Origin of the sequence: Klebsiella sp. MPUS7, from assembly GCF_009905335.1 — a bacterium.
Classification (GTDB): Bacteria; Pseudomonadota; Gammaproteobacteria; order Enterobacterales; family Enterobacteriaceae; genus Klebsiella; species Klebsiella grimontii.
In genome coordinates this window covers 1834013-1848507 of the sequence record NZ_CP047604.1, presented here as the reverse complement: position 1 = coordinate 1848507, position 14495 = coordinate 1834013, and the positions used below count along the sequence as shown (strand labels likewise).

Below are 14495 nucleotides of genomic sequence, written 5' to 3'. Positions count from 1 at the left end.
TAGCGTCGTCATGGCTTTTTTCGTGCCGCTATCGCTTTGACGACCCTTAATGGTTTCGTCATTTTCCATGACAAAGATGAAACCAAATCGCTATAGCGCTGAGTCAGCTCCTGGAGCTCATTGTGGACGCTGAGTAATTTCTGCTGTTGCGTGTGATGCTCGTTCTCTAAACGCGTTTTTAGCTGTTCAAATTCGTGGATAAGCGTGGTTTTATCGCTCACTTGCGCCTTCAGGACATCAATTTCACTTCGCTGAGATAAAGTTGACTGTTTAAGCGAAGTGATTTCTTCCTGCAGCGTTGAATTCAACATATGTGCATGTTCAAGCTCGCGCAACACTCTGTCTTTCAGAGAAAAAATATACTCTTCCGCTGACTGATTAACGATCCGGCCATGCGCAGCTCTAATAAAGTCATCATAAAAGTCATCACGATCGATTTCTAAAGATAGGATGAACGACTTCACATCGTTGAAGAGCAGCTTAAAGGAAGGGCCCGAGATCGTATTTAAGTTCCACTCCAGAAAAACAACGGCGTAATTATTAAAATCACGACTTCTGGACGGCAGTAAATCACGATCTTTCATAAACGAACGTAGCGAAGTTAATGCCTCCAGCGCGCAGTGCCACGAGTGTGCCCTGGTGGCAGAAAGCGACTTCGCACGGTTGATCGTATGAGAGATTAAGATTTCATCAACCAGCGAGATGCGGTTTGCTAACAGCATGAAACCACTCACAAAGTACAGGTCGTTTGTGGTTCTCAGCGGTTGAAACTCCAGGCCCATTGCCAGAATAGCTTCGCGTCTGAAGAGCTTATCCCATGGCCACCATATAAAGGCTCTGAAAAAATCGTCAGCAATATCCCGTGAAGAGAAGACCTCTTTTTCAGGCAGTAAATCCTCCCGCGCGGACAAAGGCATGGGAGAATGAGTATTGGTTTGCAGATCGATTGACTGGCACCGACAGATAACAACATCCGTTTGCAGGGCCGTAGCCCGATCGGACATTCTCTTTAACATCTCTTTATCGGCGTAATCATCATCGTCGAGGAAAATAATGTATTCGCCGGTCGCTATACGTAAGCCGATATTTCGCGATTCGCCACCGCCGACGTTGCTCGGGTTGGTTATCACCCGGACTCGCGAATCCTCATCGGCTATTTTAGCGACAATATCCAGAGTATTATCGGTGGAATTATCGTTAACAATGATAATCTCAATCTCTTTTAAAGACTGGGTTAATACCGTATTAAGCGTTTCGGAAATATATTCCGCGGCGTTATGAACGGGGATGATAACGGAAACAATAACGTTACTTGATTCATCAGACATTCAATCACCTTCAAAATAAGAGGCACGCAATCATTAAACATAAATAATGCGTTTGCAGAGCAGTTACATAGCATAAAATATAACTGCTTCGGAGGTGTTTGATTTACATGAAGCTGTAATCTCTTGCGTTACATCATCCCTGAACCACATCATGATAAGTCTTTAAGGTCTTACTGATTATCATACCGCTAGAAAACTTATCCTGAACGCGTTGCCGTCCTTTGATGCCCATCTCTACTCGTGCTTTGGGATTGGCTAACAAGAATTCAAGCTTATCGGCCAGCTCCTGTGGCGAGTTACTTTTCACGATAATGCCGTTATCGTTATTAATGATCAGGCTATCGCAGCCGCCAACATCGTAGGCAATGCAGGCCCGGCCAACCGAGGAAGCCTCAAGCAGAATACGCGGGACGCCTTCTGAATAGATCGAAGGCAGTGCCACGATGTTCGACTCCTCGATCAAGTCACAGACGTTTGAACTGTGACCTAACCAGTTAATCAGCCCTTCTTTATGCCATTGCTGAATGACCGCAAGGGAAATGGCATCCTTATCGTTTTCAACAAGTATCCCGGCAACGTTTAGCGTAAAATGAATATTTCTGGATTCGAGGATTTTCTTGGCTTCAATTAAATCCCCGAGCCCTTTGCTCCACAGCATTCTGCTGGCAAACAGCACCACCGGAACATCACGCTCCTGCTCCAGAGAATATTTATAGATATCCGGGTTGATACCTGCGCCATCAATGACAATAGTCTGCTGATAGTCAATCCCAACAAAACCCGCAAGTTTTTTACGATCTTTATCATGTTCGAACATAAATATACTGCGCTTATTACTGGCAATATACTTATATGCCATGATAGTGATATTGCGCAATAGCTTAAGCAAGCCCGTATCACAAGAAAATACACGCCCGAGGCCGACAAAACTCACGATGACCGGGCGATTATTTGCCCTCGAAAGAAGCCCACCGATCAGACATGGCTTGATTGTAATACAGTGTAAAAGGTCGGGATTAATCTCTTTGATGATCCTTCGGGAGGCAAAAAAGGCCCGAAAGAAAGTTAATGCATTAAATGATTGAGCATCAAGTGGGACGTTATGACACTTAAAACCAAATGTTTTAAATTTATTCAGCACTTTACCATCGACAAAATGACTGATGATGTGAATCTCATAACCAGCATCTCGGGCGGCGATTGCACGATCTATCCAGTGCAAATCAAAATACCAATCCGAGTTTATGAAATAACACAGTTTTTTCATTGCTATATCCACTTAATGATTCTTACCGCTGATTCCTTTTACACCATGGATAACTCCACGACGCAAGTATTTAAAATATAACAATTTATTGCGTTGCCATGGCAATATTGACACATATTTAATCAACCGCAAAAGGATTGAGAGACGGCTAAAAATGGCAACTCGCGGAAAAATTCTCTTCGCCAGAATAAGATTTCGACAAAGGTAATAAACCTTCCATTCGGGAAAGACGCACTTCCCCTGGAAACTTACATCGTGCGAGAAGACAACCTCAGGCGAATAACGAATCTCTTCGCCATCGAGCGTCAACTGATAGCCAAAGTAGAGATCGTCAAAATATAAAAACAACTCATCGTGAATATTGTGTATATTCTTTCGCAGCAAATCTCGCTGAATAATCATCCCGACAAAGGATACCGTTTGTACCGCGGTCGAACGGGAAATCAACGGTAGAAACTCGGCCGGTTTTTTGATGTAGCGTAATGTGTCGATAAACGATGACGGTACTTTAGCAAAAGGGATGTTCATCGAACAAGGTTGTCCCCGGAGATCTTTTACCAAAGCGGTGAACACCCGACAGTTAGCCTTATCCAGATGGGCAAATTTTTCCAACGCATCGCTCTCGGGCCAGGCGTCATCATCGTAAAAGAAAACCCAGTCGCTATCGACGTTGTCGCATAAATATTGACTCCCGGCCTTAAAACCACCCGCCCCACCGGTATTAGAGGGTAGATTGAGGACAATCACGCGGGGGTCGCTAAGGGTGGCTAACCACTCCTGGGTCCCATCCGTGGACCCGTTATTGACAACCATTATCGCTGTAAAATTTAATTTCACAGTGTTGGCAATAGTTACTTTTAACTTCTCTAAACGATTATAAGTGACTATTAATGCGGAGCAATTCATCGCACAGAAACCGTGAACACTGGCATAGCTTCATGATTATCAAGGGAAGATAAGTACTTCTCGGCTGTATTTAATGCTTCTGCGATAGTGACATCCATATCCAGATATCGATAGGTTCCAAGGCGGCCAACAAAGGTAATGTTCTTTTCACTTTCCGCGAGGGACAAATACTTATCGAGTAAAGCCATCTCCCCCATCTGACGAATCGGATAATAAGGAATATCATTTTCTCCGCACTCGCGGCTGTACTCCTTATAGCATACCGACCCTTCATGGGTTTCCCATGGCGAAAAGTACTTATGCTCAGTGATACGGGTGTAAGGAACATCCAGTGAGCAGTAATTCATCACCGCGCAGCCCTGATAATCGCCCTGCCGGGTGAATTTTTCAAAATCCAAAGTACGATAGCCCAGGCGGCCATATTGATAGGAATAGAAGGCATCCAGCGGCCCGCTATAGAACACATGATCGTACTTTTCTCTCTCTTCAGCGTTAAACGACTGCTGAAGTTCGATAGTGATATTTTCATGATTGGCAATTGACTCAATCATTTTCGTATAACCCAGTTTCGGCATGCCCTGAAATCTGTGGTTAAAGTAATTATCATCGTAGTTAAAACGAACCGGCAGGCGCTTAAGAATCGACGCAGGAAGCTGTGATGGCTCCATCCCCCACTGCTTGATGGTGTAGCCTTTGAAGAACGCCTCATACAGCTCTTTACCAATAAAACGCAGGGCCTGTTCTTCAAACGTCTTCGGTTCCTGGATCGAACTGTCCCCTTTTTCTGCAATAAGCGCCCGGGCTTCATCTGGCGAACAGGTTTTGGCAAAAAACTGGTTAATGGTATGCAGGTTGATCGGCAGAGAGAACACTTGCCCATTAACGGTTGCTTTGACGCGGTTCACATACGGCATCATCTCAGCGTGCTGAGTCACATAGTTCCACACTGTTTCATTATCGGTATGAAAGATATGCGGACCATAGACGTGGACCATAACGTCCGTTTGCGGATCGCGCGCGTCGTAGGAGTTACCGCCAATGTGGTCCCGCTGGTCGATAATTCTGATACGATGGCCTTGTTCAGCAAGCTGGCGGGCGATAACCGCACCAGAAAAACCAGCGCCGACAATTAAAATATTTTTACTGTTCATAATATTACTCCAGCAGCCTTAACCAAGAATTGAGCGTCTAACTTTATAATAGTATTTTGTTATCGTATTTCGCCTCGGTGAACCGACAGGAGCATATTTATTAAGGAAAGGCATCAACGCTTTTTTGATCCTGGTCTGAAGCAGAACAGGCGTTTGCCCTTCATTATGCGCAGGATTTGATGAATTAATCAAAGATAGCTGACGGAAATAGGCCTCTTTTTCCCATGGCGTGTTGATGACGTTTTCCAGGAAATCGTCATAAAAGTCAACCTTGTCCGTATTCCACGGTTTATTCTCCCCGGCATAGTGAATCATATTCGGGTTCATTCTGGCTTCTAAAAAGCGCATATATGTTGCGAACTGGAGATTGGGGAAAAAGTCATCGGTATTGCCATTACCATGATAGACATTCCACTCCAGCGGTAAAAATTCAACCCGGCCGTAGAAAACTTTGTTCATAATGTCCTGGTCAAGGAACCAGTACTTTTTCTCTTTCAGGGTTTTAATCAGCTCGGAGAAGGTATCTTCCTGCACCATTTGCGAAACGTTGAAAATGATAATCCCCGCCTGGAAATACTCATCAGGATTGGTCATTTTAAGCGTTTTTTGCAGATACTCGCCGGCGGGCATCACGCCATCAGCTGACTCCGACATCGCGCCAAACTTGACGAAGCCTTCCATGACGATATCTTTAACGGCGGCAACAAGGTTTGTGCCGAGTTCGACATTAAGCAAAGTCGCCAGATCGGCCTTCACCACAGTATCGGAATCGATAAAAATAACCTTCTCATATTCACGGAAAAGCTGCGGAATAAACAAGCGAGCATAGGTTGATGCACTAAAGTGCGCACGGGTATGTACGCCATCCAATTCAGTGAAGGCATTCACATCAAAAAATCGAAGTGAAAAGTTTGTATGGGCCGAAACCAGCCTGGTTAAGCGCTGCTTGTTAAGATTGCTAACCTTGTTTTCCAGCACAACAATATCGTAATGGGTGTTTTTATCAGAATGGCGAACGATAGAGTTGATTAAAGCCCCGCCGCTGATGGCGTAGTTATCATCAAAACTGATGACGATTGGCGCAGCGTGAGGAAAGACCGGCATCAGCTTGCCGTTGAAGGTCTCATTCGTCACGAAAGTGCGCTGTAGTTCCTTAACTTTCAGGGCACGATCTTGCTGCTGTTTTATAATGTAAATATTAAACAGGCGCTCTGCGATATGGCCGATAACACGCTTTTCCTGAGCGTTATAATTATTCATCGAGATACGACTTTCAAGATGAGTCAAAATCGCGAAAAGCCACTCAGAATAGTCTACGAACATATCTTTGTGCATCACAAACATATTCGTGTAATAGCCATCAGTTGCATTATTAAACTGCTGAATAGCCGTTTTATAATCCGGATAAAGCTCTTCGACAATCTCCAGGGCAGCCAGATAGTCCTTAATATGTAAAAACTCCCCTTTCTCATAATGATCGAGGTTATTTTTACTTCCAGCAGAGGTCACTGACCACTTCTTCGGTAACAGCAGGTCAAACCCTGAAATACAATCCTGGATTGCCGTGTCGGTTAAACCAAACTGCTTTTCATAATCTGCATCAATAACGGGTGAATTAACTACGCCCCAATTATCTTCGGGAAAGCTCTGTTCTGAAGAAAAATTCAGATGTCGGCGATAATGCATAAAGCCGACATAATCAGAAAGAGATTCATTTTTCCAAACCCAATAATGTGCGGTTAACTCACAGTAAAAGGGGTTTTTAAACGAAATATTATCTCCTGTATCATCGCCAATACAGCCGATATCATTATAGGAGTTAGCTTTACCTACATGCAATGGTTTTATAATCGATGCATTAAGGAATGCGCTCGGCTTATGATGACAGGTATAGATCTTAATACTATTCATTTAATTACCAGATTTAGGCCATTGCTTGTTTATAAAGTTCGATGATTCTTTCAGCAGAACCGATTTCCCGGAGACGGTGATTTTCGATCCAGACAACCCGATCGCATATTTTTTCCACATCACTCATGTTGTGACTAACGAACAGTATTGTCACACCACGATTTTTGAACTCTTTAATCGTCTTAATACATTTGGCCTGAAATGAAATATCGCCGACGGCCAGCACTTCATCAATAATCAGAATATCAGGCTCAACTTGACTAATAACCGAGAAGCCAAGCTTCGCTAGCATACCGCTAGAATAGACGCGGATCGGCTCATCAATAAACTCCCCTAATTCGGAAAATTCAATGATGCGATCCATTCGCTGTTGAACCTCTTTACGCCGTAGCCCAAGAAGGGTGGCATTAAGATAAATATTCTCACGGCCAGTCAATTCTGGATGAAAACCACCACCTAGCTCAAGCATTGAGGCCACTCGCCCACGAGTTGTGACCGACCCTTTCGTTGGCTTGATAACACCGGCAACCAGCCCCAAAGAAGTGCTTTTGCCTGCGCCGTTTCGCCCAATGAGCGCAACAGCCTCTCCTTTACCTACCGTAAAAGAGACATCCTGAATAGCAAGATATTTACGGCCCTTCAGTAATTGAAAGGCTCTTTTAGGATGAAATATTAAATCTTTAATACCTGAGCCAATATGATGGTAAAGCGGATATTCTTTTGTCACATTATTAAAATCAATTACTGGTTCCATCACAAGATCTCTGCAAATCGATATTTTAATTTATTAAAAATACTTAATCCGATAACTGTCAGCACAATACCAGTCAAATATAACACTGAGATATGCTCGTAGTTTAAAACGCCATCCATAAATAAATTACGCCAGCTTAAAATCATACTCGCCAGAGGGTTATAGTCAATAACCCAGCTATATTTCGCTGGAATCATATCCGACGCGTATAAAATGGGAGTGCAGTAAAACATCAGCATAATACCGAGAGTCACAAATCTTTCTAAGTCTCTGAAGAAAAGATTCAAAGTAGAAAAAATAATTGATATGCCAAAGGTAAAAATCACCTGTCCGATAGCAATGAGCGGTATTCCCCAAAGCCATGAAAGCGAAGGACGCATACCGTACACAAAAAGAAAAGCGACAATGACAGGAATAGTGCATAAGAAGTGCAATCCTTCCATCATCACATTACTAAGTGGAATAACCGAACGCGGAAATACGGTTTTTTTGATAATTTGCGCATTAGCAATAAATGAGAAAAGCGAATTCGTCGCAGAGCTTGCAAACCACTGCCAGGGGAAGAGACCCGTTATTAAGAAAAGGGTATAATTTGGAATCTGGACTCGCATGATCAATTTAAAGATAAAATAGTAGATCATCGCAAAAAGTAGGGGGTTGGCAATTGACCATAAATAACCAAATACACTACTCTTATAGCGTACTTTTAGATCTTTATTGGTGATAACAACAAGCAGGTCAAATAAATACCCTAGATTATACTTCATTTTTATACTCATAAATTATTCTACGAAATTTTAAGCATTGGGTTATGCACTTTAGAATTGCGAGTTGTCGCTGACTGACTAAATCAACTGCGATAGCTCTAACGCCCTGACTGATACACTGCCGATAGACGCCGTGGCTTTGGACATACAACGTGAAAACTTAAGTGCATAGGTTAAAGCAAGATTTTCCCAATTTTTCTGTACGCTTTAATTCATTGGCAGCAGCCGACCATGGTAGCTCATCCAGGCTAAACGGAGACAAGTGAGAGGCTGACATGAAGATCGCCAGTTAAGACGCCGTTTCTGGACGTAAAGTAAAAACTGTTATTTTTCAGTCAGATACTCCTCCCCCATAGTATTACATGATAGCTTTCAATCACGCTACCGCCCTTGGCTATCGCAACCAAACTGCGTAATGATTCAACAACCCTATCTGTAAACATCTCTAGCGACTGCTTTTACGACAGCAGTAAACTGACACACCCTGTTCTTACGTCAAACGGCTCTCGCAGCGGCTATCGGGTAAGATTACTGCCCGTGACGCTGGGTGCTGCTCACTTGAAATTTAAAAAGATTCAAGCAGGCCCACACTCTCGCTGTTTGCTTAACCCCCATCCATCAGGAATTTCTCAATTAGCACGTTTAGCAAGCCCATTTTTTGAACTCCTGACGAGACTCTTCTCGGTTATCGCCCTATCCATCTTCTGTGAACCGGCGTAAACCGTACGCAATATTGATTGAAATGACACCAACAATCAGTCTGGTGTCATATTTAACGCTGCGCACAGGATAGCTGATTAAACTGACAACACAATGGTCATGCAAATGAGTTGCCGCATTATAGCGCTGGTCCATGGGAATAAAAATGAAAATACGTTGCCAATCAATTCATATTGCAAATGATTCAGGTCATAAACATTATGTAAAGCAAATACAACAAAAAAACTAACCCCTTGATTTTAAACCATAAAAAAAGACACGCCACTATCAATGTGAAAGAATTGTAAATTCATACATAAAATCAATTTTTATCTACGTTAACTTTCGAGGACTTAACGAGTCGAAAACGCGAGATTATGACAAGACCTCACGCAATTGTTATCTTGCTAATCATCAAGCATCGATAATGAATCTCATCTCCACCTCAGAATGCCAATGCAAAAGCTCTGATATGGGCGACATCGCTTAGCCATCTAATGCGTGAACATAATCAGCAACGGTAAAGCAGGTGATCCACACGGCAAGCCAGTGTAAAATCGACGAATATATAGCGGGATACAGTCACCCCAGAGGATGAATATGAAATTTTTAGTAACTGGAGCCGCAGGATTCATCGGCTTTCATACCTGCAAGCGCCTTCTGGAGGCGGGTCATGAGGTTGTCGGTCTCGACAACATGAACGACTACTATGACGTCAATCTTAAGCAGGCCCGTCTGGATTTACTGCAGTCTCCCCTGTTCAGTTTTCACAAAATCGATCTGGCGGATCGTGAAGGTATTGCCCGACTTTTTGCTAATGAGAAATTTAACCGGGTGATCCATCTTGCCGCTCAGGCTGGCGTTCGCTACTCCCTGGAAAACCCGTTCGCTTATGCCGACGCTAACCTGATTGGTTATCTGAACATTCTTGAAGGCTGCAGACACAATAATGTTGAGCATTTGCTTTATGCCTCATCCAGTTCGGTCTATGGCCTGAACCGTAAAATGCCGTTCTCTACCGATGATTCGGTTGATCATCCGGTTTCGCTGTATGCCGCCACCAAGAAGGCAAACGAGCTGATGGCGCATACCTACTCTCACCTTTATGGTATTCCGACCACTGGACTCAGATTCTTTACCGTCTATGGCCCATGGGGCCGTCCGGATATGGCGCTGTTCAAGTTCACAAAAGCCATGCTGGAAGGAAAGCCTATTGATGTCTACAACTATGGCAAGATGAAGCGCGACTTCACTTACATTGACGATATCGTTGAGGCGATTGTTCGGATGCAGGATATTATCCCGCAGCCCAATCCCGAATGGACTGTTGAGACAGGATCACCGGCAGATAGCTCTGCGCCATACCGGGTGTATAACATCGGTAATAGCTCACCGGTTGAACTGATGGATTACATCACGGCGCTTGAGGAAGCTATGGGGATGGTTGCGGAGAAAAATATGATGCCAATACAGCCGGGCGATGTACTGGAAACCAGCGCAGATACCAAGCCGCTGTACGATGCGGTGGGTTTCAGACCGCAGACGACGGTCAGGCAGGGAGTGAAGAACTTCGTTGACTGGTATAAGGCGTACTATAAGGTCTAATCAACCCAGCATGGCGCAGGGTATTTAGCCGCAGTGGGATACGACTGCGGCTTTTTTATATCGAGAATTGTCATTCGGCAATCTTATCCATTCAGATGCTCGTAAAAACACTCTGTTAATACCTATCTCAGCGCAAAGCCCGCGCACCACACAATAACGAAACACAGAATTAACATAAACCAAACAAAATCATCAACAAACTCTGATATAAGCCACTTTCAATACAATCACTGAAGAGCATTCTCGTGCGAAGGAAACAATCACCAGCTAATCGAACTGGCACTAAAGTCAGCTACAGCGCTATTGTTCAAACTACTGGTCGCGAAAAAGGGTTTTCCACTTTCCTCAAAAAAAACCACAAACACCATATAGGAATTTTCTTAAATTCAGGATATGTTAAGCAGGCAAAGGCATGCTTTTGCAGAGATATTAGTTCGCAGGCAAATGGATTTATAACATTCCTTTCATTCTGGTACGCATTATGGCAAACATAATTTTCTTAGCAGTTGCTGCCATCCTGTTGATTGTTTCAGTTTATTTTCTGATTTCTTATATTAAAGATCAGAAAAAGACCAAGCTGACTTTTAACAAACGAAAGTGGTGAAAAGAAAACTTAATATAATTATAATACAGGCATAGGAAATAATAATATAAGAATAAAACACTGCCAGCGGTGGGGATGTGTATTGTCTTTTCAGCTGGCATTGGTCGCCACGTCAAACTTAAAAGTTATGCTAATCGGGTACTAAAGCCTTAGCATTAACATTATATCCTGATGAGTGTAAATGACTTGTGCTTGCTATGTCTGCGCCCTTCCCTTGAAAGCTCCCCCCCCTCACCCGTGTCAATTTCAATCAGAACCTTAACTCGCCGCAAGGCAGCTCTCCTGAAAACCAGGGTTCCAGAAACAACAAAAGCCTGCAAGCAGGCTCTGTTTTACCTTCCGGCGCTTATCTCCAGCGTCTACATCACAGTGACGGTAGCTCTTCACAAGGTGAATTAAACATATCCGACCTCGATGGTTGGGACAAGATGATCGATTGAAGAATCTAAGCGAGGTCACGTTTTTTAGGGGGGTTGATCGGGTAAGAGGAGTAAGACGATTTGCCAGGCGAATAGCTGAAGAATTCAGGAGAGGGGAAAATTCTGGCCGACAGCTTATCTCCCGGCCAGAGGGGGTATTTAGTCACTGCCGAACAAATCGCGGGTATACACTTTGTCAGCGACATCCGACAGCTCTTCAGCCATTCGATTTGAGACAATCACGTCAGCTTCTTGTTTGAATGCGTCGAAATCGCGAACCACGCGGGAATTGAAGAACTCATCTTCCTGCATAACTGGTTCGTAGATAATGACCGGAATACCTTTGGCCTTGATACGCTTCATGATGCCCTGAATAGAAGAAGCGCGGAAGTTATCGGAGCCACTCTTCATGATCAGGCGATAGATACCTACGACTTTAGGCTTGCGCGCCAGGATTGAGTCAGCGATAAAATCTTTACGCGTGCGGTTAGCATCAACGATGGCACCGATGATGTTATTCGGTACAGATTCATAGTTTGCCAGAAGCTGCTTGGTATCTTTCGGCAGGCAGTAGCCGCCGTAGCCAAAGGAAGGGTTGTTATAGTGATTACCAATTCGCGGATCGAGGCACACGCCTTCAATGATCTGCTTACTGTTCAGACCCTGGCTTTCAGCATAGCTGTCCAGTTCATTAAAGTAGGCTACGCGCAACGCCAGGTAGGTATTGGCAAATAGCTTAATCGCCTCAGCTTCGGTGGAGTCAGTAAACAGCGTCGGGATATCCTGCTTAATCGCGCCTTCTTTCAGCAAATTAGCGAAACGCTCTGCGCGTTCTGAACGTTCACCAATGACGATCCGAGACGGGTGCAGGTTGTCATAGAGCGCGCGGCCTTCACGAAGAAACTCAGGAGAGAAAATGACGTTATCAATGCCCAGGCGCTCTTTAATATCACGCGTGAAGCCAACGGGAATGGTGGATTTAATTATCATTACCGCGTCTGGGTTAATCTCGGTGACATCACGAATAACGGCTTCAACGGTCGAAGTATTGAAGTAGTTCGTTTTCGGATCGTAGTCAGTCGGCGTGGCGATAATGACATAATCTGCATTACGATAGGCATCATGCTTATCAGTTGTCGCGCGAAAATTCAACGGCTTTTCCGCCAGATATTCCTGGATCTCCTTATCGACAATCGGAGAAATCTTTTGGTTAATCATATCAACTTTGGATTGAATGATATCCAGCGCCACCACTTCGTGGTTTTGCGCAATAAGGATGCCATTCGATAAACCAACATAACCGGTACCGGAAATAGTAATTTTCATTCGATCACACTTTAATCAGTTAACTGGACGGCGGCAAATTAGCCACCCTGGTAATCAACACTTGTGGCGGTTTTACTCCGTGGCTGGATGTATGTCAAGGAGAGACCTTACCAGTGGCGGGGTAATAGCCTAAACTCGAAAGACGAAGTGCACACTCGTTACATAATTGCGAGTGTCTGGAGAAACGTACAAAAAATCCCGGTTAAAAACTAACCGGGATTTTGCTTTGAATTAGGTGATGGAAATTAATCCATCCACTCAGTATGGAACACACCTTCTTTATCGGTACGCTTATAGGTATGCGCGCCAAAATAGTCACGCTGCGCCTGAATCAGGTTAGCAGGCAAGACTGCGGAACGATAACTGTCGTAGTACGCAATGGCCGCAGAGAACGTCGGAACCGGAATACCATTCTGCACAGCATATGCAACTACATCGCGCAGGGCTTGCTGATAGTCATCAGCAATCTGCTTGAAGTACGGTGCCAAAAGCAGGTTAGCGATGCCAGCATTCTGCTCATATGCATCCGTAATCTTTTGCAGGAACTGGGCACGAATGATACAGCCGGCACGGAAGATTTTCGCGATCTCACCGTAGTTAAGATCCCAATGGTATTCATCAGAAGCCGCGCGCAGCTGGGAGAAGCCTTGAGCGTAAGAGACGATTTTGCCCAGATACAGAGCCCGGCGAACTTTCTCAACGAACTCCGCTTTATCGCCTACACTCTTAGCCTGCGGTCCGGTAAGGACTTTCGAAGCAGCCACACGCTGGTCTTTAAGAGAAGAGATGTAACGGGCGAATACAGACTCGGTAATAAGTGACAGCGGTTCGCCGAGGTCAAGAGAGCTCTGGCTGGTCCATTTACCGGTACCTTTGTTTGCTGCCTCATCGAGGATCACATCAACCAGGTATTTACCCTCTTCATCTTTTTTGGTGAAGATGTCTTTGGTGATGTCAATGAGATAGCTGCTGAGCTCACCTTCATTCCATTCGGTAAAGGTTTGGGCCAGTTCTTCATTAGAAAGCGCGAGACCACCTTTCAGTAAAGCATAGGCTTCTGCAATAAGTTGCATATCGCCGTATTCAATACCGTTGTGAACCATTTTGACATAATGTCCAGCACCATCCGCACCGATATAGGTTACGCACGGCTCACCGTCTTCGGCGACTGCAGCAATCTGCTTGAGAATTGGAGCAACCAGTTCATAAGCTTCTTTCTGACCACCAGGCATGATCGAAGGACCTTTAAGAGCCCCTTCTTCACCACCGGATACACCGGTGCCAATGAAGTTAAAACCTTCAGCAGAAAGCTCACGATTACGACGAATCGTATCCTGGAAGAAGGTATTACCACCATCGATGATGATGTCACCCTTGTCCAGGTAGGGCTTCAGAGAGTCAATGGCACTATCAGTGCCAGCGCCCGCCTTCACCATTAACAGGATACGTCGTGGAGTTTCGAGCGACTCAACAAACTCTTGCACTGTATAATGTGGGACCAGCTTCTTGCCCGGATTCTCGGCAATCACTTCTTCGGTCTTTTCACGGGAGCGGTTGAAAACGGAGACGGTATAACCACGGCTTTCGATGTTGAGCGCAAGGTTACGCCCCATCACAGCCATACCGACAACCCCGATCTGTTGCTTGGACATTACATACTCCTGTCTGGTGTGGTCACTGCGACTGTACGCAGCTTAAATGTGATGATTATGTTAGCGCAAAGGAAGTTAGTAGCATAGGGTAAAAATGACAATTAAT

Annotated in this window: 11 protein-coding genes; 2 read left to right on the top strand and 9 right to left on the bottom strand. The window is 44.4% G+C overall.

Features of this window, described 5'->3' with window-relative positions:
• Positions 1 to 8 precede the first annotated feature (8 nt).
• From GUC22_RS08650 to GUC22_RS08620, 7 genes are all read right to left on the bottom strand, one after another.
• Entirely contained in the window at positions 9 to 1328 is a 1320-nt protein-coding gene (locus tag GUC22_RS08650; RefSeq protein WP_160183484.1) for a glycosyltransferase family 2 protein, read from the bottom strand.
• A gap of 133 nt (positions 1329 to 1461) precedes the next feature.
• A complete protein-coding gene (locus tag GUC22_RS08645) occupies positions 1462 to 2607 on the bottom strand; it encodes a glycosyltransferase family 4 protein (RefSeq protein ID WP_024360025.1) in 1146 nt (381 codons plus the stop codon).
• Positions 2608 to 3501, bottom strand: a complete 894-nt coding sequence (locus GUC22_RS08640; protein ID WP_064410846.1) for a glycosyltransferase — start codon at positions 3499 to 3501, stop codon at positions 2608 to 2610.
• Positions 3498 to 4652, bottom strand: a complete 1155-nt coding sequence (gene glf / locus GUC22_RS08635; protein WP_004138737.1) for a UDP-galactopyranose mutase — start codon at positions 4650 to 4652, stop codon at positions 3498 to 3500. Before glf ends, GUC22_RS08640 begins: the two co-directional genes overlap by 4 nt.
• Positions 4653 to 4670: 18 nt before the next feature.
• A complete protein-coding gene (locus GUC22_RS08630; protein WP_160183483.1) occupies positions 4671 to 6563 on the bottom strand; it encodes a DUF4422 domain-containing protein in 1893 nt (630 codons plus the stop codon).
• A 13-nt stretch (positions 6564 to 6576) separates the two neighbouring features.
• Complete coding sequence (locus GUC22_RS08625) at positions 6577 to 7317, bottom strand: ABC transporter ATP-binding protein (RefSeq protein ID WP_004138732.1); 741 nt, start codon at positions 7315 to 7317, stop codon at positions 6577 to 6579.
• Complete coding sequence (locus GUC22_RS08620) at positions 7317 to 8084, bottom strand: ABC transporter permease (RefSeq protein WP_004138730.1); 768 nt, start codon at positions 8082 to 8084, stop codon at positions 7317 to 7319. Before GUC22_RS08620 ends, GUC22_RS08625 begins: the two co-directional genes overlap by 1 nt.
• A gap of 1299 nt (positions 8085 to 9383) precedes the next feature.
• On the opposite strand from GUC22_RS08620, the gene GUC22_RS08615 reads away from it, so the two are divergent.
• Together GUC22_RS08615 and GUC22_RS08610 are read left to right on the top strand one after the other, a co-directional pair.
• Positions 9384 to 10388, top strand: a complete 1005-nt coding sequence (locus GUC22_RS08615) for an NAD-dependent epimerase (RefSeq protein ID WP_004122469.1) — start codon at positions 9384 to 9386, stop codon at positions 10386 to 10388.
• A 481-nt stretch (positions 10389 to 10869) separates the two neighbouring features.
• Positions 10870 to 10992, top strand: a complete 123-nt coding sequence (locus GUC22_RS08610; RefSeq protein ID WP_004138729.1) for a small membrane protein — start codon at positions 10870 to 10872, stop codon at positions 10990 to 10992.
• Positions 10993 to 11570: 578 nt separating this feature from the next.
• On the opposite strand, the gene ugd is transcribed toward GUC22_RS08610, so the two are convergent.
• Positions 11571 to 12737 (bottom strand): UDP-glucose 6-dehydrogenase, encoded by a 1167-nt coding sequence (gene ugd / locus GUC22_RS08605; protein WP_004122472.1) that lies wholly within the window; start codon positions 12735 to 12737, stop codon positions 11571 to 11573.
• A gap of 245 nt (positions 12738 to 12982) precedes the next feature.
• The gene (gene gndA / locus GUC22_RS08600) at positions 12983 to 14389 is read right to left on the bottom strand and encodes an NADP-dependent phosphogluconate dehydrogenase (protein ID WP_160183482.1); all 1407 of its coding nucleotides are present in this window, start codon (positions 14387 to 14389) and stop codon (positions 12983 to 12985) included.
• Between the last annotated feature and the right edge of the window lie 106 nt (positions 14390 to 14495).